This window comes from Arthrobacter sp. M2012083 (assembly GCF_000281065.1).
Taxonomy (GTDB): Bacteria; Actinomycetota; Actinomycetes; order Actinomycetales; family Micrococcaceae; genus Arthrobacter.
This window is the reverse complement of sequence record NZ_AKKK01000003.1, coordinates 50321-68012: the sequence shown is the minus strand read 5'-3', so window position 1 is coordinate 68012 and position 17692 is coordinate 50321. Positions and strand designations below refer to the sequence as shown.

Annotated in this window: 22 protein-coding genes and 1 pseudogene; 11 read left to right on the top strand and 12 right to left on the bottom strand. The window is 61.8% G+C overall.

The genetic code is table 11. The annotated features are described in order from the left end of the window. Positions 1 to 56: 56 nt before the first annotated feature. A complete protein-coding gene (locus tag A477_RS0101615; RefSeq protein ID WP_017197301.1) occupies positions 57 to 1097 on the bottom strand; it encodes an EamA family transporter in 1041 nt (346 codons plus the stop codon). A 71-nt stretch (positions 1098 to 1168) separates the two neighbouring features. Here A477_RS0101615 and A477_RS0101610 point away from each other — a divergent pair, with 71 nt between their 5' ends. Next, positions 1169 to 1717, top strand: a complete 549-nt coding sequence (locus A477_RS0101610) for a CGNR zinc finger domain-containing protein (RefSeq protein ID WP_017197300.1) — start codon at positions 1169 to 1171, stop codon at positions 1715 to 1717. A gap of 94 nt (positions 1718 to 1811) precedes the next feature. After that, positions 1812 to 1880, top strand: a pseudogene (locus tag A477_RS23935) (LPXTG cell wall anchor domain-containing protein); the annotation flags it as partial. A gap of 57 nt (positions 1881 to 1937) precedes the next feature. Here the strand turns inward: A477_RS23935 and A477_RS0101605 are convergent. The 3 genes from A477_RS0101605 to A477_RS0101595 all read right to left on the bottom strand — a co-directional run bounded on the left by A477_RS0101605 (position 1938) and on the right by A477_RS0101595 (position 4285). Then, positions 1938 to 2282: a hypothetical protein gene (locus A477_RS0101605; RefSeq protein WP_017197299.1), complete on the bottom strand. Its 345-nt coding sequence runs from the start codon at positions 2280 to 2282 to the stop codon at positions 1938 to 1940. A gap of 68 nt (positions 2283 to 2350) precedes the next feature. Then, entirely contained in the window at positions 2351 to 2935 is a 585-nt protein-coding gene (locus A477_RS0101600; RefSeq protein ID WP_026005283.1) for a DUF308 domain-containing protein, read from the bottom strand. Positions 2936 to 2944: 9 nt separating this feature from the next. After that, positions 2945 to 4285, bottom strand: coding sequence for an MATE family efflux transporter (locus A477_RS0101595; RefSeq protein WP_017197297.1), 1341 nt, complete (start codon positions 4283 to 4285; stop codon positions 2945 to 2947). A gap of 41 nt (positions 4286 to 4326) precedes the next feature. Here A477_RS0101595 and A477_RS0101590 point away from each other — a divergent pair, with 41 nt between their 5' ends. The 5 genes from A477_RS0101590 (at position 4327) to A477_RS0101570 (ending at position 7530) form a co-directional block, all read left to right on the top strand. Continuing rightward, positions 4327 to 4914: an antibiotic biosynthesis monooxygenase gene (locus tag A477_RS0101590; RefSeq protein WP_017197296.1), complete on the top strand. Its 588-nt coding sequence runs from the start codon at positions 4327 to 4329 to the stop codon at positions 4912 to 4914. Positions 4915 to 4982: 68 nt separating this feature from the next. Further along, complete coding sequence (locus A477_RS0101585) at positions 4983 to 5417, top strand: DoxX family protein (protein WP_017197295.1); 435 nt, start codon at positions 4983 to 4985, stop codon at positions 5415 to 5417. Positions 5418 to 5614: 197 nt separating this feature from the next. Next, positions 5615 to 5947 (top strand): PEP-utilizing enzyme, encoded by a 333-nt coding sequence (locus A477_RS0101580; protein ID WP_017197294.1) that lies wholly within the window; start codon positions 5615 to 5617, stop codon positions 5945 to 5947. Beyond that, positions 5944 to 6507: a hypothetical protein gene (locus A477_RS0101575; protein WP_017197293.1), complete on the top strand. Its 564-nt coding sequence runs from the start codon at positions 5944 to 5946 to the stop codon at positions 6505 to 6507. Before A477_RS0101580 ends, A477_RS0101575 begins: the two co-directional genes overlap by 4 nt. 48 nt (positions 6508 to 6555) lie before the next feature. Beyond that, positions 6556 to 7530: an acyl-CoA thioesterase gene (locus tag A477_RS0101570; RefSeq protein ID WP_017197292.1), complete on the top strand. Its 975-nt coding sequence runs from the start codon at positions 6556 to 6558 to the stop codon at positions 7528 to 7530. Positions 7531 to 7566: 36 nt separating this feature from the next. Here the strand turns inward: A477_RS0101570 and A477_RS0101565 are convergent, their stop codons facing one another. Both A477_RS0101565 and dnaB read right to left on the bottom strand, forming a co-directional pair. Continuing rightward, positions 7567 to 8304 (bottom strand): VOC family protein, encoded by a 738-nt coding sequence (locus tag A477_RS0101565; RefSeq protein WP_017197291.1) that lies wholly within the window; start codon positions 8302 to 8304, stop codon positions 7567 to 7569. Positions 8305 to 8428: 124 nt separating this feature from the next. Beyond that, on the bottom strand, positions 8429 to 9817 hold the full coding sequence (dnaB, locus tag A477_RS0101560) for a replicative DNA helicase (protein WP_017197290.1): 1389 nt from the start codon (positions 9815 to 9817) through the stop codon (positions 8429 to 8431). Between the two features lie 590 nt (positions 9818 to 10407). On the opposite strand from dnaB, the gene A477_RS0101555 reads away from it, so the two are divergent. Both A477_RS0101555 and A477_RS0101550 read left to right on the top strand, forming a co-directional pair. Then, the gene (locus A477_RS0101555) at positions 10408 to 10875 is read left to right on the top strand and encodes a hypothetical protein (protein ID WP_017197289.1); all 468 of its coding nucleotides are present in this window, start codon (positions 10408 to 10410) and stop codon (positions 10873 to 10875) included. Between the two features lie 7 nt (positions 10876 to 10882). Then, positions 10883 to 11458 carry a hypothetical protein gene (locus A477_RS0101550; protein WP_017197288.1) on the top strand — a complete coding sequence of 192 codons (576 nt, stop codon included), beginning with the start codon at positions 10883 to 10885 and terminating at the stop codon, positions 11456 to 11458. A 3-nt stretch (positions 11459 to 11461) separates the two neighbouring features. Here the strand turns inward: A477_RS0101550 and A477_RS0101545 are convergent, their stop codons facing one another. The 4 genes from A477_RS0101545 to A477_RS0101530 all read right to left on the bottom strand — a co-directional run bounded on the left by A477_RS0101545 (position 11462) and on the right by A477_RS0101530 (position 14285). Beyond that, on the bottom strand, positions 11462 to 11818 hold the full coding sequence (locus A477_RS0101545) for a zf-TFIIB domain-containing protein (RefSeq protein ID WP_017197287.1): 357 nt from the start codon (positions 11816 to 11818) through the stop codon (positions 11462 to 11464). 87 nt (positions 11819 to 11905) lie between these two features. Then, a complete protein-coding gene (locus A477_RS0101540) occupies positions 11906 to 12532 on the bottom strand; it encodes an FMN reductase (protein ID WP_026005282.1) in 627 nt (208 codons plus the stop codon). A gap of 101 nt (positions 12533 to 12633) precedes the next feature. Then, positions 12634 to 13599, bottom strand: a complete 966-nt coding sequence (locus tag A477_RS0101535; protein ID WP_017197285.1) for an alpha/beta hydrolase — start codon at positions 13597 to 13599, stop codon at positions 12634 to 12636. Positions 13600 to 13772: 173 nt separating this feature from the next. Then, the gene (locus tag A477_RS0101530) at positions 13773 to 14285 is read right to left on the bottom strand and encodes a GNAT family N-acetyltransferase (protein WP_017197284.1); all 513 of its coding nucleotides are present in this window, start codon (positions 14283 to 14285) and stop codon (positions 13773 to 13775) included. A gap of 285 nt (positions 14286 to 14570) precedes the next feature. On the opposite strand from A477_RS0101530, the gene A477_RS0101520 reads away from it, so the two are divergent. Beyond that, complete coding sequence (locus A477_RS0101520) at positions 14571 to 15821, top strand: CaiB/BaiF CoA transferase family protein (protein WP_017197282.1); 1251 nt, start codon at positions 14571 to 14573, stop codon at positions 15819 to 15821. Next, entirely contained in the window at positions 15818 to 16798 is a 981-nt protein-coding gene (locus A477_RS0101515) for a hydroxymethylglutaryl-CoA lyase-like TIM-barrel protein (protein WP_017197281.1), read from the top strand. The genes A477_RS0101520 and A477_RS0101515 overlap by 4 nt, the downstream gene beginning before the upstream one ends. Here A477_RS0101515 and A477_RS0101510 read toward each other — a convergent pair. Together A477_RS0101510 and A477_RS0101505 are read right to left on the bottom strand one after the other, a co-directional pair. Continuing rightward, positions 16771 to 17244, bottom strand: coding sequence for an SRPBCC family protein (locus A477_RS0101510; protein WP_017197280.1), 474 nt, complete (start codon positions 17242 to 17244; stop codon positions 16771 to 16773). The genes A477_RS0101515 and A477_RS0101510 overlap by 28 nt on opposite strands. Before the next feature lie 79 nt (positions 17245 to 17323). Further along, positions 17324 to 17617, bottom strand: a complete 294-nt coding sequence (locus A477_RS0101505; RefSeq protein ID WP_017197279.1) for a DUF4287 domain-containing protein — start codon at positions 17615 to 17617, stop codon at positions 17324 to 17326. Positions 17618 to 17692 lie beyond the last annotated feature (75 nt).

The window sequence follows — 17692 nt, the reverse complement described above, 5'->3', positions numbered from 1 at the left end:
CAGTTGGGAAAACCCCGGACGCATCGGCGTCCGGGGTTTTCGCTGTTGTGGGCAGTTTAGTTGCGGGGCGCCTTGGCGACATGACCGGAGGGGACGGGTTCCACGTCGTTCGGGTGATCCAGAACGCGGGCCGCTTCGTGGGCAGTAATGTCCGCCCTACGATCTCCCCGCAGCTCATCGACCCGGACCAGGACCACGCCGCCCACAATGAGGAGGCCGCCCAGCAGCTGAATGGGGCCGGGCAGTTCACCCAGGAGCAGCCAGGCCCAAACCACCGCAAACAGCACTTCGGTGAGGGACACAAAGGACGCCACTTTGGAACCCAGGCTGCGGGCAGCCATGATGCCGGAAACGTACGCGAGCACGGTGGCCAGAATGATGAGCCCGACGGCGGAAACCCACCACGGAGTGGTCCACGGCCCCAGCGTAGTGTCGTCGGTGCTGAAGGTCATCGGCAGCAGCCCCAGCAGTCCCACGAGCCACATGACCAGGGCGCCCACCAAGAGCCCACCTGAAGCGAGCACCAGCGGAGGGAGGCTGTCATTCTCCTCGGCAGTGATGAAGAAGTAGATCACCAGGCAGACGGCGGCGGCCATACCCCAAAGGACTCCAATAAAGTCCACCTTCACAGCACCCGTCAGATCCAGCACCAGGACCAGTCCGCCCAGGGACAACAGGGCGCCGGAAGCAGTGAGCGCGCGCGGCCGCCGTCGGCTGGCGATCCAGAGCCACAGGACAATCATCACCGGGGCCAGATACTCAAGCAGCAGTGCTACGCCCACGGACAAGCGGGCCACGGCATTGAAGTAAAAGAGCTGGCACCCTGCAACTCCGATGAGCCCGAACAGCAGGATGGTGAGCCAGTTGTCCTTGAGTTGGTGCCACCGGCCGCGGAGTACCACGACGGCGGGGATCACCAATATCAGTGCGGCACCAGTGAGGCGCACGGCAACAGCGGCGCCGGGTGACCAGCCGGTTTCAAGCATCGACTTGGCAAACGAGCCGGACGTGCCGAAAACAGCGGAAGAAAAGAGTGCGATGCCGAGTCCTGATGCCAGGAAACTCTTTGCATCAGCCTTCGTCGTTGGAGCTGACACAGCAGCCTCCTGTCAGGAGTAAAGTGGGCTTATGGTCATGACAGTACTCTCGAAACATGTAAGGAGTCAAAGTGCTTTTTGCGCCTGACACCGTGGTTGCCCTTCGTAGCGTCGTCAATCTGATCAACACGGCCGCAAATGGCGGGGAATTACTGGTGACCGTGGAGGATCTCGACTCCTTCCTGGACGCCGAAGAGTTCACCGGCTCACGGGTGAACACTCCAGCGGAACTGAGCAGCATTAAGCGCCTGCGCAGCGAATTGGCGGCACTCTGGAGCGCTGACGAGGACACAGCCGCAAAGTCCGTCAACAAGCTGCTTGCCGACGCCAAGGCTCTCCCTCAACTCGTGAAACATGACCACTGGGACTGGCACCTCCACGCCACCACCCCGGAAGCTCCACTGTCGGACCGAATGGGAACCGAAGCTGCCATGGCCATCATCGACGTCATCCGAAGCAAGGAAATGGACCGCATGCGGGTGTGCGCCGCGGACGATTGCGACGCCGTCGTGCTGGACCTCAGCCGCAACCGCTCCAAGCTCTACTGCGACACAGGAAACTGCGCTAACCGAGCCCACGTCGCTGCATACCGCGCCAGGAAGGCCGCCGAAGGCGAGTAATACCCCAGGCATCGCGTTGAATCCCGCAGGCACGTGACCAAGTGGGGCGAAATGACGCTCCAGAAGGTCAACGTGAACGGCACCGCCCTACGCAGCCGGAGCACTCCTGGTCGTCGGCGCAGGACTCCTGTTCGTCCGGAACCGTCGCAATACCAGGAACTAGTCAGCACACGTCCGCTCAAGGCGCGCTGCACGGCAGTGGAGTGCCGAACCGGGAAGGTTAGTGGCCGGCGTCGGGCGTTTCAGTCTCGGAATCCGGGGCACCCGGGCGGCCGTGGCCGGGACGCTTGGAGCTGAGGTTGACGCCGGAGCCCTTGCCGAGGTGGTCGGCATTCTCCTTGTGGCTCATGGACAGCATGGCCGCCACAACGAGGCTCACGATGAATGCGATGCCTGCACCCGTGAAAGCGAGGTCGAAGCGTGGCGCGCGAGCGCTACCGCCGGAGGCGAAGATGAGCACGGCAACGAAGGCCAGTACTGCAAAGAACGCGGAGAACATGAGGGGTCCCTTGACCGAGGTCCGCATCTTGCGCGGTTCTCCTGGTGTCTGGTCTGCCACGATCATTCCTCCAATGATGGCGGTTCGTATCCGCCGGTCTGCAAAAGTTCTACAAAGAGTAGAACGTCCAGCTACTAGTTTACGGCCTCAGGCGAAGCGCCGGGCGCAGTGTTCCGGGAAGGGCCGTCTGCCCCGTTCCTGGCATCGTGCCGTAGCGTCAAACCGGAGAGGATCCACAGCACGCCGGAAATGATGGCCCCACCACCAGCCACGCCCAGCAGCGCATGTGCGCCCAGCGAAGTAAAGAACGGCAGCATCACGGCAGTGCCTACGGCGATTACACCCGAAATGAGCCAATCACGCGCCAACACGTCCCGCTTCCGCAGACCATGGACGAGCTCAAGGAGGCCCAGCACCAGCAGCGCAAACATGGCCGCGAGGGCAACGCCCTGGTCAGACTGCGTGACCAATGCGCCGATGCCTCCGAGCGCAACAACCAGTGGAACAGCCATTGGCAGAGCCCGGGACATCCACACAGCAGCTGCAGTCGCGAGCAAATACAGCCCCACAGCCCACGCCAGGACGTGCACGGACGGCGAAGCCCAGAAGATGGTGACCGCGCCGAACACCAGTGCAACCGTGGCACGGATCAGCACGGGTTTCCAGAGTCCGTCCGCGGGAGCAGAAGGAGTCTGGGGAGGAGTCGCTGGGAGAGTCACCCGTCCAGTTTAGTGCGAACCCAGCACCATCCACCGATCGGTCCGTGCGCGCAGCCCCAAAGTCACACCCCGGGCCAGCATGTAGCCCAAGGCAAACGCGGCCCACAACCACAGCAGCCCAGCTTCGCCGTCGGGCTTTGTTTGGTGGATTGCCACCAGCAACGGCAAGTAGACCACCAGGTTTACGACGCCGGCAATCGCCAGATAGCGTGCGTCGCCTGCGCCGATAAGGACACCGTCCAGGACGAAGACGTAACCGGCAAGTGGCTGTCCCACCGCGAGGACCCAAAGGGCGATGGTCAGGGCTGATCGGACGCCGGAGTCGGACGTGAAGAGATAGCCGGCCCACGGGGCCGCGATCGCCAGGAGCACGCCGGTGATCACGCCGAATCCGAGGCCCCAGCGAATCATGGTGCGGGTCAATTCACGGACGCGTTGGGCGTTCCGGGCGCCAAGTTCCTTGCCGATCAGGGCCTGTGCGGCGATCGCCAGCGCGTCCAGGGCAAAGGCAAGGAACGAGAAAATGGTCATGGCAAGCTGGTGGGCGGCCAGGTTTACGGCACCCTGGGCGGTCACCACTAAAACGGTCGCCAGGATGGCGAGGCGGAGGCTCAGCGTACGCAGCATGAGCCACGAGCCCACCTTGGTCATGGCCCGGACGCCATGCCAGTCGGGCCTCAGGGACACCCCGTGTTGCCGCGCATTCCGGCTGACCATCACCAGATACACGGCTGCCATGGCCCACTGCGCGATGCTGGTACCGATGGCCGAACCCGCCACGGACATGTTCAACCCATAGACGAGGAACAGGTTGAGGGCAATATTCAGGGCGAAGCCCGCAGTCGCCACAACTAGCGGCGTCCGAGTGTCCTGGAGCCCGCGAAGAACTCCCGTGCCGGCGAAGATGAGGAGCATCGCGGCCAACCCGGGCATAGACCATCTCAGATAGTCGACGGCGAATTGCTGAACCTCTCCGGTCGCCCCCATGAAGCCAACCAACGGTTCGGCCGCCACGAAGCCGACCACAGCGAGCGCCAACCCGAGCAGCAGCGCCAGCCAGACGCCGTCGCGCCCTGCTGCCAAAGCCTTCCCCAACTTACCGTCACCGATCGCTCGCGCGACTGCCGGCGTCGTCGAATACGCCAGGAAGACCATCAACCCCACAGCGGTGTGCAGGATGGTGGACGCAAGTCCCACACCGGCAAGCTGATCGACGCCCAGGTGCCCCACAATGGCAGAGTCAGCCAGCAGGAACAGGGGCTCGGCGATGAGCGCACCGAAAGCCGGGACGGCCAGGCGCAGGATCTCGCGGGCGTTGGAGCGGGCGGGGGCGGTTGTGGTTTGAGGCACTAAACAAGCCTAGTCCGCCGCAGGCCGGGTACATTTGGGCCGTGTCACATGAGCATCCCGTCACCGTTTCCGTCGCCCGCACCATCCTTCCCGGCTATACCCGGCAGGCCAATGCCTGGGCCCACGCCGGACAGGAACTCGCCCGCGAATGGCCTGGATATCTGGGATCCGGGTGGGTACGCAATGGGGTGGACTCTACTGAATGGCACATGCTTTACCGCTTCGCAGACGCCGATTCACTGCAGGCGTGGGAGGACTCCGAGGAGCGTCGCTGGTGGATCGATAGTGCCAGGGACATGATGGAGACCACCCGGGTGGAGCGCCACACGGGGATCGAAGGATGGTTCTCGCGGCCCGGAGACGTTTCGGTGGTTGTGCCCGAAACAATTGTGCCGCCTCGCTGGAAGCAGGCCATCAGCATTTTCCTGCCATTCTTCCCGCTCAGCCTGTTGGCCAACTTCCTGTTGCACCCATTGACTCAGGACTGGCCGCTGGTATTCGCGGTGCTGCTGAATATCGTGATCCTGACGCCGCTGATGACCTACCTCTTCCTGCCGATCACTACCCGACTGCTGCAGCCGTGGCTCCAGGCGAAGCCACGCAGCAGGCGCCGGATGCAAGCCCGGTAGCTGGGATATAGGTCATAAACCGCCTTATTTAGTTGACACTTCAACCTTCCTGAGGAATGGTTGAAGGTATGAACAAGTCCAGCTTGACCACCACAGCCCTGACCATCCTGCGCGTCATCGCAGGATTTCTCTTCGCCGCGCACGGTTGGCAGAAGTTCAACGAATTCACTATCGCCGGAACCCAGGCCTCGTTCACCCAGATGGGAGTCCCGGCCGCATCGGCAGTAGCACCGATCGTGGCAACCCTTGAACTCGTGGGTGGCCTTGCCCTGATCATCGGCATCCTGACCCGCGTCTTTGCAGCCTTGCTGGCCGTCAACATGCTCGGTGCACTGTTCCTGGTGCACGCTCCGGCCGGCGTTTTTGTCGGCAACGGCGGATACGAGCTTGTACTGCTCTTCGCAGGCGCAGCTTTGGCCCTGGCACTGGCCGGTGCGGGCAAGCTTTCTGCCGACGCCGCACTGTTCGGCCGCTCGGGATCGAAACTCCGCGTCCTCGCGTAGCGCCACCCCCCAACGCTCTCGCACCTAACAAGCCCTTCAGCCGAGCCCTCTCTCACTTTCTCCAGGAAAGTGAGAGAGGGCTCGGAGTTTAGGGGCCGGGATGTGAAAGAGCGTCCCGACTGCGGTGTCCCAGCTGGGCACACGGCCACTTCAGCAAGAGGTGCCCGGGCAGTGTTTTCTGTAGTAGAAATAGCCTGATGATGACCATCCTCACCGGCGTCGGCGCCAGCACTGGTACAGCCCGAGGCAATGCCCGGCTCATTCACGGTCCCGACGAGTTCACCCACTTCCAGTCCGGCGAGGTTCTGGTATGCCGTACTACTGATCCCGCGTGGACGCCTCTGTTCGGAATGGCTTCAGCTGTGGTCACCGAGAGCGGCGGAATGTTGTCGCACGCCGCGATAGTTGCACGGGAGTTCGGGATCCCCGCCGTACTGGGTGTACGGGACGCGCTGAACCTTCTCGCTGACGGAGGGCCCCTGGCCATTGACGGGTCCCGGGGAACAGTGACCCTGATGGATACCAAATGACGCTCCTCACCTTGCATGCGGTCCGCCTCCTCGGCTTCGCTGATACCCAAGCGGTGGCGGCCCGCTTCTCGCAAGACCCCGGTTTGGTAGAGTCCCAGCTCATCGACGCCGGCGTGAACGGCTTTGTTTCACACAGCACCTTCGCGGGGACCAGCGGTTGGTCACTGTCGAGTCTCGGGAGAATTGAGAACGAGCGGCTGCTGGCCGATGAACTGGACCACGCCGATGCACGGGACGCGGTGTTGACGGTGCATGACAATTTCACAGACATCAACACCGGTGTCGTGGGTGCCTGCAGCGCCATTCAGCTGCAATCTCCGGCGGGTGAAGACGCCATGGACGTCCTGATAGGCGCCTTGGCGTCCTGGCGTCTACTCGAAGCACAGGTGAGCGGTTTGTTGCCTCGGTTCGAGGGCTACTCCGAGCGCCTGCTGGGGGCACTCAAGAACGCTGTCCGGGACACAGCCTGGCTAACAGCTACCGACCGGGATTCCTTCCACCGGGTCTGGTTCGAACTCCATGAGGACCTGATCGCCACCCTCGGCATCCAGCGCCGGTAATCGGACTTAGTCACGTAACAGAAACTTGGCGACAGTAAGATTCCAAGCATGAGCGATGATGCCGCCAATTCAGTGACCCTCCGCTTCCTCGCGGCTCCCATGGACGTAGGCCACAGCGGGTCAGTCGACGCCGGCACCGTCCTGGAGTGGGTGGATAAAGCCGCGTACGCAGCAGCAGTTGGCTGGTCGAAGTCGTACTGCGTCACCGCGTACGTGGGCAACATCCACTTCACGGATCCCGTGAACAGCGGCGACATGGTGGAAGTGACCTCCACCATCGTCTACACCGGCCGCTCTTCGATGCACATCCACACGGTGGTCAGCTCCCGCGATCCCAAGGGCGGGCCGGAGACGATGCATAGCCAGTGCATGGTGATCTTCGTGGCCGTTGGACCCGACGGCAAGCCGATTCCTGTTCCCCAGTTTGAGCCGTCCACGCCTTCAGAAGTGGAGGCACGGGACCACGCGCTGGCGCGCATCGAGGTCCGCGAGCAGATCGTCAACGCCATGAACGCCCAGGAATATACCGACGCCGGAACCGCCGAGCGTGTTGTCCTACGGTTCATGGCGTCCCCCACTGACGTCAACTGGGGCGGCAAGGTCCACGGTGGCATCGTGATGAAGTGGATCGACGAGGCAGCGTACGTTTGCGCCTCCAGATACTGCGGCAAGGACACCGTGGCCGTGTTCTCCGGGGGCGTCCGTTTCTACCGGCCCCTGCTGATTGGCCACGTCGTCGAAGTAGAGGCGCGCCTCGTCTACACCGGGGCCAAGGGCATGCACATCGCAGTCCACGTACGCTCCGGTGATCCCAAGACCCGCGAAATGAGTCTGACCACCTATTGCCTCACTGTGATGGTGGCGCGCGACGAAACCGGGACTGCCGTACCGATTCCCTCGTGGGTGCCAGTTTCCGAGGAGGATAGGAAGCTGCACGCACACGCCCGTGAACTCTTGGAAATCCGCGGGCGGGCACCGGGAAACCGGCTGCCTGATCACCTGTTGAAGGCGTCAGGCAGCTAACAGCCGCTTGACGCGGCCGGGTTACGAGGCCTCCTGTCAGCCAGGCGTCAGGACGCAGAACTCGTTGCCTTCAGGGTCCGTGAGGCAACGCCACGGCACATCGCCTTGGCCGATGTCGATGTTAGCCGCGCCCAGTGTATGTAGCCGGGCTACTTCAGCGGCTTGATCATCACCGGGATACGGCATTAGGTCGAGATGGATGCGGTTCGGCAGCGTGTCAGGGTCCGGCGTGCGAAGCAGCTCCAAATATGGCCCGACCCCCTCGGACGAACGCAGCCTCGCATGGTCGTCGTTCACTTCGTGCAGGGTCCAGTCCATCGCCCCACTCCAGAAGTCGGCCATGGCCCGCGGATCGGTGCAGTTGACCACCACAGTGGCGATGGGACCTGTGTCCTGGTAGATCGGACGGGGCTCCAGAACGCAGAACAGGTTACCCTCGGGATCCGCCAAGACCGTCCAGGGGACATCTCCCTGGCCTACATCGGCCGGTGTAGCGCCGAGCTCTTTGAGCCGCGCCACCAGCTCCTTTTGATGAGCCGCGGAAGTGGTAGCGAGATCGAGGTGCGCGCGATATTTGACTGTTTCCGGGTCCGGAACTGTCACTACGTCAACGCAGACAGCTGACGGGTCCGGCCAAGTGAAACCCAGGGGCTCAACGTTGGTCACACCGGGTCCCTCGCTGGAGACCCCCCAGCCGAGAGCCTCAGCCCAAAACTGCCCGAGAGTTGAATCATCCCGTGCTTTGAAATTCACCTGAACAAGTCTCAACGCCATGAAGCTTTACCCTATACCCCGGCCTTATTCCGGCAACATCGTCGCTGCGAACACCCTCTTACGGACAATTCACCCCCGAACGCGCGGGTGAATTGTCCGTGGGAGGGTGTTTTCCTGCGGGTTCCTAGAACCCGCCTCCCCCGGCACCTGTTTCGCCCGCCATGTTGGCAAAGCGTGAGTAGTGGCCCTGGAAGGCAACCACAATGTCCTTGGTGGGACCGTTACGGTGCTTGGCGATCAGAATGTCTGCCTCCCCGGCGCGGGGCGATTCCTTGTCGTAGACATCTTCGCGGTGGAGCAGGATGACCATGTCGGCGTCCTGCTCGATTGAGCCGGATTCACGGAGGTCGGACACCATGGGTCGCTTGTCCTGGCGCTGCTCGGAACCACGGTTCAGCTGTGACAGTGCGATGACGGGAACCTGCAGCTCCTTGGCAAGCAACTTGAGGGCACGGGAGAACTCAGAGACTTCCTGCTGGCGTGATTCAACTTTTTTACCGGAGCTCATGAGCTGGAGGTAGTCGAGGATGACGAGTTTGAGGTCGTGCTGCTGCTTCAAGCGGCGGCATTTGGCACGGATTTCCATGAGGGACATGTTGGGGCTGTCGTCAATAAACAGCGGAGCGTCGTTCATGCGGCCCATGGTGGTGGCGATCTTGGACCATTGTTCGTCCTTGATGGTGCCCTTGCGCAAATCCTGCAAGCCAATGGTCGCTTCTGCGGAGAGAAGACGCATGGCGATCTCGTTCCGGCCCATTTCCAAGGAGAACATGACGGTGGCCAAATTGTTCTTGATGGCCGCAGACCGGGCAAAGTCCAGTGCGAATGTGGACTTACCCACGGCAGGACGGGCCGCGATAACAATCATCTGGCCGGGGTGGAGTCCGTGCGTCAACTCGTCCAGCTCGTAGAAACCGGTAGGAACGCCCGTCATGCCTTCGCCACGGTGTCCGGACGCTTCAATTTCATCCACGGTGGATTCCATGACGTCCTTCAACGCCACGTAGTCCTCCGCAGTACGCTTCTCAGCTACCGCGTACACCTCGGCCTGGGCCTGATTGACGAGGTCTTCCACTTCCCCGTCCTGGCCGTAGCCCATCTGGACAATCTTGGTGCCGGCGTTGACCAGTCGGCGCAGCACTGCGCGTTCCGCTACGATCTCGGCATAGTAGCCGGCGTTGGCCGCCGTGGGGACAGTCTGGATGAGCTCGTGGAGGTAAGCGGGACCGCCGATCCGGTTGATCTCACCACGCTTGGTCAACTCATCTGAGACTGTGACGGCGTCGGCGGGTTCGCCGCGGCCGTAGAGATCAATGATGGACTCATAGATGGTCTCGTGCGCTGGACGATAGAAGTCGTGCCCACGGACGATTTCGACAACATCGGCAATGGCGTCCTTGGACAGCATCATGCCGCCGAGCACCGACTGTTCAGCAGGTATGTCCTGGGGAGGTTTCCGGCTCGAGTCCGAAGCGCGTGAGCCCTCGATTGAGTCCAAGTGCGTAACTGACAAAGCCGTCCTCCATTTATGTACCGCTGCAGGGGTGTAATGCCCTGGCGGCCCGTAAAGCGCAGTGTGGCTATTGGGTCCGCCTGACGCATCCCACGATGGCAGGGAGGTCCGACAAAATAGCCATATCCACAAGTTATCCACAATCGGTTCCGTGGACCCGCCACAAGCAGTGCCATTACGGGAGCCCAGGAAACCCAGCGCGGGATATTCATGCCCAAAATGGGCACTTCAGACACGTTACAGCAGGAGCCTGATACCCCCTGTGGAAAACCTGTGGAATACAAGCTCCACGTTGTGCACAGACTGTGCGTTACCCTGTGGATAGAGAAATTCTTTTAGGAGAAAATAGCCTCTGACCTGCGGAAACACTCTTCACACGCTGTGGACCCAAGAAAGATTTGGGCGGAACTAATCCACAGAAGCCCCGCGCCGCCGGGTCCTACGGGCGGGGTAAATCATGCTAAACATGCCGAAATTGTGATGCATCTAACAAATGCGGCCTTAATTTGACACAGCTCTCTCAGAAGCCTATGCCGGAAGTGGAATGTGCTGTGGATAACCAACTTCTGGCATAAGCTCTAAGCATGGGGATGAACTTTGGTGACGTACTGACGATTGTCCTTCCGCTTCTTGTCCTCGTGGGCCTGCTGTGGGCGCTCACTGCGGCCTTCAAACCGCGCGACACGGGCCTCTCGGATGCAGAGAAGTATCAGCGTGAACTAGCAGCACGTTCCGCTGCGCACCAAGCGTCCCAAGTGCAGGAAGCGCTGGCCCTCCGCGCCCGAATCGAAGCCACCACCAAACCGAGCCAGAATGTGGCCAGCCAAAGGGAACAGGCCGAGAACGCCAGGACCCCCATCCAAGCCCAGACCGGGCGCCCTGGGAGCCAAACGGGACAGCAGCCCGCCGTACTTCCAAATGGTCAATTGAACCCGCAGCTCGCCTTCGAGCTACAGAACCTGGTCCGGAGCGGGAAAAAGATCGAGGCCATCAAAGTCCTGCGCCAGGCCACCCACTCGGATTTACTTACCGCCAAGAACTACGTAGATCGGCTCTGACAACGCCATGGATTCCATCCTCATCCCGCTCCTGATCCTCATCGCGGTCATTGCGGGAGTGCTTTTACTCATTCGTTCGTTCACCAAGCGCTCCGCCGAAAGCAAGGCCGATCTTGCAGTGGCGAATGCCCCCAAGGATCCGGTGGAACTCGCCAAGGAATCCGCGGCCAAGCTCAACCAGGAACAGCACCGACAGCTCTACTCGCTGATCGCGCAGGGCCAGGGCATGGCGGCTATCAAGCTTTACCTGCAGGCGACAGGCGAAGGCCTGCGGGCGTCGCGAAACGCCGTGGGCGCGCTGGCGGCGCACCCCCAGCCGTTCACGCCGGAGGCTCCGCCCAAAGACTTGCTGGCCGACGACGACGATGAACCCGAACGCTTCCCCTACAGGTACAGGGCAATCGTCAGCAAGGGCGACGTCACCCGGGAAGTGAGCAGCAACATGCTCAACGACGAGATCTACGGCCGAATCCGGACGCTGGCAAAGAGCGGTGACGTAGAGGGCGCGGCGCTTGCTTTGACGCGCCACTCAGACATCAACATCAAGCAGGCCCGCGAATTCATTGAGCTCTTGGACGACTAGCTACTAGAAATCGAACAAGTCGCCCAGGAAACCTTCCTTCTTCTTGCGCTTACGGCCGTACTGGTCGCGATCGTAGCCGTCGCGGCGATCGTTGTCCCTCCGGTCGTAGTCGCGCCTGTCCCTATCGTCGTACCGCGGCTGCTGGGGCCGCGACTCAAAGGGATTGTAGATGGGCGGCGGCGCAATAGGCGGTTGGGCCGGCGCGACGGCGGGCCGGGCCGGAGCCGGGATGGTTTCCGCTGCGACGCGATCAATGATCTTGTCCAGCTCCCCACGATCCAGCCACACACCCCTGCACTGCGGGCAGTAGTCGATCTCCACGCCGCTTCGTTCGCTCATCACCAGGTCAATGGAATCCACAGGACACTTCATGTTTGCCCCAACGATTGGACCGGGCAATAAGTTCGGGCATACCACGGACCGGGATTAGCCACGCGTGGTCAGGGACTACCGGCCCGCTGAAATCCCTGCCAGGAGCTGCTCGAACGGCAGGGACTCAAGCGAGTCGTTCTTGCGGCGCGGCTGAGGGCCGCTGAGCAGCTGCACGAGTTCACCCGCGGCCCGGTCCACTCGCGACGAAAGGGGCGAGCCGCCGTCGTCGGTGTTTCCCCAGTCCTGTGGCCCCGCGAAGACGCCGGTGGCCGCAATCCGGGTGCGCAGGTAGCTGAACAGCGGACGCATGGCGTGGTCGAGGACCATCTGGTGGCGGTCGGTGCCGCCCGTGGCACCCAGCAGAACGGCCTTGCCGTCCAGTGACTTGGGATCCAGGACGTCGATAAACGACTTGAACAGACCACTGTACGAAGCGCTGAAGACGGGGCTGACTGCGATGATGGCATCGGAATCCTCGACGCCGGCAATCACGTCCGCGAGGCGGGGCGCAGCATAGCCGGTGACGAAGTTGTTGGCGATGTCCACTGCGAGGTCGCGCAGTTCAACAACGTCAATTTTGGCGTCGTACCCTGCCGCGCGCATTTGCCGCTCAGCGGAGGCGGCCAGCTGGTCAGCCAGCAAGCGGCTCGACGACGGGACGCCGAGTCCGGCGGAAAGTACGGTAATGCGGCGGGTTTCCATGGCATTCTCCTGTTGCTCGTTCTTCCAGCTTACATGCGTTTGCATCTAAATCAGTGAACAGGGCCATGCTCCGAAGTATTCCCGGATGGAGCGGGTGGGCCCTACTGCCTCTGGGCGTGCGTGGAGAGGAAGTCGAAGGTCTTGTCCCGCGCCTCGCGCGCCTCGTCGAAGTTCAGGTGGAACTGGTACTCGTGCGGCAGTTCCGGCTCGTGCGTAGCCGGCCAGAAAAGCTCGGTCACCGGGACTCCCGCGTCCTTTAGCCGGTTGCTGTAGGGAACAGACTGCAGCCACGTGAGCCCGTCGCCATTGCCGCCGCTGATGAACGTCGGCGGGAAGTCGTCGGTCACAAAGTCAATGGTGGACATGGTCGCGCCAGCGTAGGTGGCGGACCAATCCTTCGTGCCCGTGTAGGCCCACAGCGACGTCTTGAATCCCCAGGCTACGATTCCGCTGAGGTCGGCCATAGCCCGAAGGTCATAGACGCCACAATGCAGGATGGTGGCCGCCAGTTCCGTCTTCTGCAGCGCAGGCTGGATTCCCATGAGATTGGCATACTCGGGGTTCACGGTGAGAGTGGTCATTTGGCTCGCGAGTTGCGCGCCGGCAGAGTCCCCGGCCAGGACGATGCGCCTGGTGTCCACGTTCAGCTCGGCGGCATGGGCCTTGATATAGGCAAGGGCTTCGTTGATGTCACCCACAGCCGTGGGGTAGGTGGCCTCGGGCGCAATCGGATAGCTCATGCCAATGGTGGTGTAACCCTCGGCCGCGATGATCTGGAGATAGGGATTCACATCTCGCTGGGCCCCGGAAATCCAAGCGCCGCCATGAATCCACACCACAGTGGGAAGTGGCGCAGTAGTGCCTGCAGGACTGAAGACATCGAAGGTGGAACCGGGCTTGTACACCACGCCGGCCCGGGTTTGCAGCGGTGCATCCGGAACGTACGGCGTCATTTCGTCTATCGTTGCCTGCGCCCCGCGTTCAAAAACACTTCGGATCAGCATTGCCGAAGGCCATGGCGTAGCCGACAGTGCCAGGGCGACGATCAGCACCAGCAGAATCGCCAACTCGAGTTTCCGTTGCCGCGGAGACTGCTTCCGCCGAATCTTCGAAGGCAGTCCCTTTCGGGCTGGCTCACTTTGCCTCGTGCTCGCTTGGATTGATTCCAAAGGCCCCATCACACACTCCCCCGGTCGGCGCATCTGAGGACCATGTTAAGGCTGAAGGGCGTCCCTGAGGGTCAGGACAGCGGCCGCGCCGCCTGCAGCAGGACCCCCTCGCCGCCGTCGAACGTTACCGTATGAAATCCCGGTCCCCGAGCCACCTCACGAAATCCCCACTTCCGGTGCAAAGCCAGCGACGCCACGTTCAGCGAATTGACCACATACCAAGCGTGGTCGGCCCGTTCCCAAATCCACGCCATACGGGCCCCCGTCAGTTCCGAAGCCACTCCAAGGCGCCGAAAATCCGGCCGCACGGTGACCCCGCCCAAGTAATGACCGGACCACGCAGACCCGTCGCCGTAGTGCCAATAGTGCGTTTTCGCCCAACCTACGACGGCGGTCCCTCCGCCCGCATTAGCGTCATCTTGCACTTCGGCGACGACGACGACACGTGCCTGGTCGTCGATCGCGGCGCTAATACTCGCTGTGAATCGCTCAGCATGCGCAAGTGAAGTGCGTCCGGCATCCAATTCTGTGGCGAGGATGCCAGGTACATCAGCTTGGATTGCCGGGCGAATAACGAAGGTCATGTTGTTAACTTAGTTTGGGACTCACGGTGCGCACGTGACTCAGCCTTCGGCGCGAAAGGCCAAACGATCGGATTTCCCTGTGTCAGACATTGCCGTTCTGGTTCACCAGCAACACGTTCTGGCTACTGCAGTCACTTTTGGGTCAGAGTGTGAGGAGTGCACTCAAATCGGTCACGATGGGAGTGTCCGTAGCCTCCGTGGTGGCGATCCTGCAGATCCTGCCCATGAGCCTGCTGTTCTGACCGGCCCCGCCTGCCGCCTACCCAACACGGACGAAGGAAGACCATGACACACCAAACAATCGCCCCTCTGGACGGCGTCCGGGTCTTGGAACTCGGAAACTACATCGCCGCGCCCACGGCCGGCCGGCTACTTGCCGACTTCGGAGCTGAGGTCATCAAAGTGGAGCGGCCCGGTACCGGCGACGAACTGCGCAACTGGCGCCTGCATAAGGGCAACACATCCATGCTCTACCGCACGCTGAACCGCAACAAAAAGTCCGTTGTCCTGGACCTGCGCACAGAGGCAGGCAAGCAGGCTGTGCTGGAACTGGCGGCCAAGTGCGACATCTTGCTGGAGAACTTCCGCCCCGGCACCTTGGAAAGATGGGGCTTGGGCCCGGAGGTCCTTAATGAAGCCAATCCGGATCTGATCGTCACCCGCATCTCTGCCTTCGGGCAGACCGGGCCATTGTCCGAGCGGCCAGGTTTCGCCGCCGTCGCCGAAGCTTATGGCGGGTTCCGCAACCTGGTGGGTGACCCGGACCGCGCGCCGGTGCGTGTGGGCGTCTCCATCGGGGACTCGATCGCGGGCCTGTACGCCGCCTTCGGCTCCATGATGAGCCTGTACCAGCGTGAAGCACGACGCCGGGACTCGGCTGGCGCTGTTCCGCTCACCGAGCGCATCATCGATGTCGCGCTGAACGAGGCCATGTTCTCCATGATGGAATCACTGATCCCGGACTACCAAGCGTACGGTGTGGATCGGCAGCGAGTTGGTGGCCGCATGGAGGGCATTGCTCCATCCAACGCGTACGTGTGCAATGACGGTGCGAGCATCGTGGTGGCCGGCAACGGCGACTCGATCTACCAGCGATACATGCAGACCATCGGCCGCCCGGACCTCGCAGAGGACCCTTCCCTGCAAACAAATGCCGGGCGCTGGGCAAAGCGCGAAGAACTGGATCAGGCAATCGGCGAGTGGGCAGCGACGCTATCAGGAGCTGAAGCCCTTGCAGCCCTCGAAGCCGCCGGTGTCCCCGCCGGCCCCATTTACACCGCGGCCGATATCAGCACGGACACCCAGTACGCCGCGCGCAACATGATCCAAAAGTTCGACGTGTCCACAGGCGAGGAAGTCCTTCCCGGCGTCGGCTTCCCGGGTATTGTGCCGGTGATCGGGGACCAGTCCCTGCCCATCCGGAACCTGGGCCCGGACCTGGGCGAAAACACGCAAGAAATCCTCGGCGGGCTCCTGAACATGGACGCCGCCCAGATCGATGCGGCTTCCGGCCGCAAGGAGGCCCTCCGATCATGAACCGCTTTGAAAGCCCCCTTGCCTCAACGCTGGGCAACGTTCTCTTGCGGGATGTCACGCTGCGCGATGGGCTCCAGCTCACCGGCAAGCTCCTACCTGCAGAGCAGAAGATCGAGACAGTGCGGGAACTGCTGCGGCTGGGAGTGCCCGCGATCGAGCTGGGTTCCATGGCTCGCGCAGACCTGGTACCGACCATGGCCAACACCCTGGAAGTAGTCCGGGCCCTCACCCCCGAGGAACTGGAAAAATGCTGGATTTGGGTGGCAACACCAGGTCACGTTGCCAAAGCGTCAGCCGCAGGTGCGAGGAACTTCCAGTACTGTTTGTCCGCCTCGGATTCGCACAACAAGGCGAACATAGGGCGCAGCACTGACGAGAGCTTGGCCGCTTTGCCAGAGGCCGTCGAGTATACCCGCGCAGTGAACGGCCGGATCCAGCTGTGCATTGCCACATCCTTCACGTGCCCTTTTGAGGGTTACGTTCCGGAGGAGCGCATCCTCTCCATCGCGAACGATCCTCGCGCTGAGGGCACCACCGACATTGTCATCTGCGACACGTTGGGGCAGGCCATTCCCGCGCAGGTTGCCCGGCTCATCACCCGTGTGCGGAATGAGTCACCTGCGCGCAGGATCGTATATCACGGCCACGACACGTGGGGTTTGGGAGTGGCAAACACGCTAGCCGCCATTCAAGCCGGTGCTGCCATGGTGGACGGTGCCCTGGGTGGTCTGGGCGGCTGCCCGTTCGCGCCAGGAGCCAGCGGCAATACCTCCAGCGAAGACATCCTCTTTGCAACCCGTCCCGGGTGGCTCACGCCGGACGTCTTCGCGGAGCTGGTGGTACTTTCCGAAAAGTTGCTGGTCGAACTGGGTGAACCGAACCGCTCCAAGGCAGCCCAGGGAGCTCGTTCCAAAGCTGAAGCCTTCGACTGGGTCATTCCTTCGGCTAGTCAGCCGGCCTCCGCCGGAGGCAACTGAGTCGTCCGGCCAGCCCCGCCCGCAGCCATAAGTTCCAGACGCCTAAGGGTCTCCCGATTTCGTACGGAGATCATTGGATCCCGTAGGGCTTTGGGCACCAATTTTCCTGGCCCACGCACGGCATCCTCGGCGATGGAGACGCGGCATTGAGAGCCTTCAAGGTCCTCGAGGGTGATCAGCACCTTTGCCTCGCCCAAGGGCCACCCCCTTGCGAGCAGCTCCAATTTTTGGCCGGGTTCCATGCTTGTCACCTGGGTACTGTCGTCAATAAGGAAAGGCCAAGAGCCCACAGAATGGTGCAATTTTGCGCCCACGTGCGGCCATTGCTCGTCCACGGCGCGGATTCTTGAAGCACCCACAACCCAGCCCGAATAGAGCCAGCCGTCTTCAATTACCTTCCAGATGTCAGCGGCAGGGGATTTGAACAGCTGCGTCACGGTAGACATGGTGTTCCTCTCTGCGTGCACATCAAGAAATGGCTCGACCCTAAGCTAAGCATGCTTAGTGTTGGCTCGCCAACATGTTTCAGGGAGTTGGCCTACTGGCCTTGCCATCCAGCCAGAGCGTGTCCGAATCGTCGCGGTGGGTCCCGTCCGATCCCACGTGCTTGCTATCGATCCTTGGCCCCTTTCTGATGACGTGCACCAGTGCCATTCCGTGGCCACGACCAAGGTCGTAATCGGATTTGAGCCATTCAAGGATGGCTCCGGCCTTAACTGATGGGTCCTTGAATCCCTTGGTTTCCGCAATTTCGACCAGTTGCCGCGGGGTGAGCCCGGTTTTGTCTTCAATAGCGTCGAGGTAGGCCTGGAATGACATCAGTGTCGCCTTTCGTTTTTTACGATTTCGACGAGCATATCCAAAGACTCGGGGCTTGCGGCGAGTTCCGGGCGG

What these genes read in the sequence shown, in the direction of transcription:
- A477_RS0101605 (WP_017197299.1), bottom strand. Translation starts at nt 2,282, where the DNA reads ATGATCGTGGCAGACCAGACACCAGGAGAACCGCGCAAGATGCGGACC.
- A477_RS0101585 (WP_017197295.1), top strand. Translation starts at nt 4,983, where the DNA reads ATGAACAAGTCCAGCTTGACCACCACAGCCCTGACCATCCTGCGCGTC.
- A477_RS0101580 (WP_017197294.1), top strand. Translation starts at nt 5,615, where the DNA reads ATGATGACCATCCTCACCGGCGTCGGCGCCAGCACTGGTACAGCCCGA.
- A477_RS0101575 (WP_017197293.1), top strand. Translation starts at nt 5,944, where the DNA reads ATGACGCTCCTCACCTTGCATGCGGTCCGCCTCCTCGGCTTCGCTGAT.
- A477_RS0101570 (WP_017197292.1), top strand. Translation starts at nt 6,556, where the DNA reads ATGAGCGATGATGCCGCCAATTCAGTGACCCTCCGCTTCCTCGCGGCT.
- A477_RS0101565 (WP_017197291.1), bottom strand. Translation starts at nt 8,304, where the DNA reads ATGGCGTTGAGACTTGTTCAGGTGAATTTCAAAGCACGGGATGATTCA.
- A477_RS0101555 (WP_017197289.1), top strand. Translation starts at nt 10,408, where the DNA reads ATGAACTTTGGTGACGTACTGACGATTGTCCTTCCGCTTCTTGTCCTC.
- A477_RS0101550 (WP_017197288.1), top strand. Translation starts at nt 10,883, where the DNA reads ATGGATTCCATCCTCATCCCGCTCCTGATCCTCATCGCGGTCATTGCG.
- A477_RS0101540 (WP_026005282.1), bottom strand. Translation starts at nt 12,532, where the DNA reads ATGGAAACCCGCCGCATTACCGTACTTTCCGCCGGACTCGGCGTCCCG.
- A477_RS0101530 (WP_017197284.1), bottom strand. Translation starts at nt 14,285, where the DNA reads ATGACCTTCGTTATTCGCCCGGCAATCCAAGCTGATGTACCTGGCATC.
- A477_RS0101520 (WP_017197282.1), top strand. Translation starts at nt 14,571, where the DNA reads ATGACACACCAAACAATCGCCCCTCTGGACGGCGTCCGGGTCTTGGAA.
- A477_RS0101515 (WP_017197281.1), top strand. Translation starts at nt 15,818, where the DNA reads ATGAACCGCTTTGAAAGCCCCCTTGCCTCAACGCTGGGCAACGTTCTC.
- A477_RS0101510 (WP_017197280.1), bottom strand. Translation starts at nt 17,244, where the DNA reads ATGTCTACCGTGACGCAGCTGTTCAAATCCCCTGCCGCTGACATCTGG.
- A477_RS0101505 (WP_017197279.1), bottom strand. Translation starts at nt 17,617, where the DNA reads ATGTCATTCCAGGCCTACCTCGACGCTATTGAAGACAAAACCGGGCTC.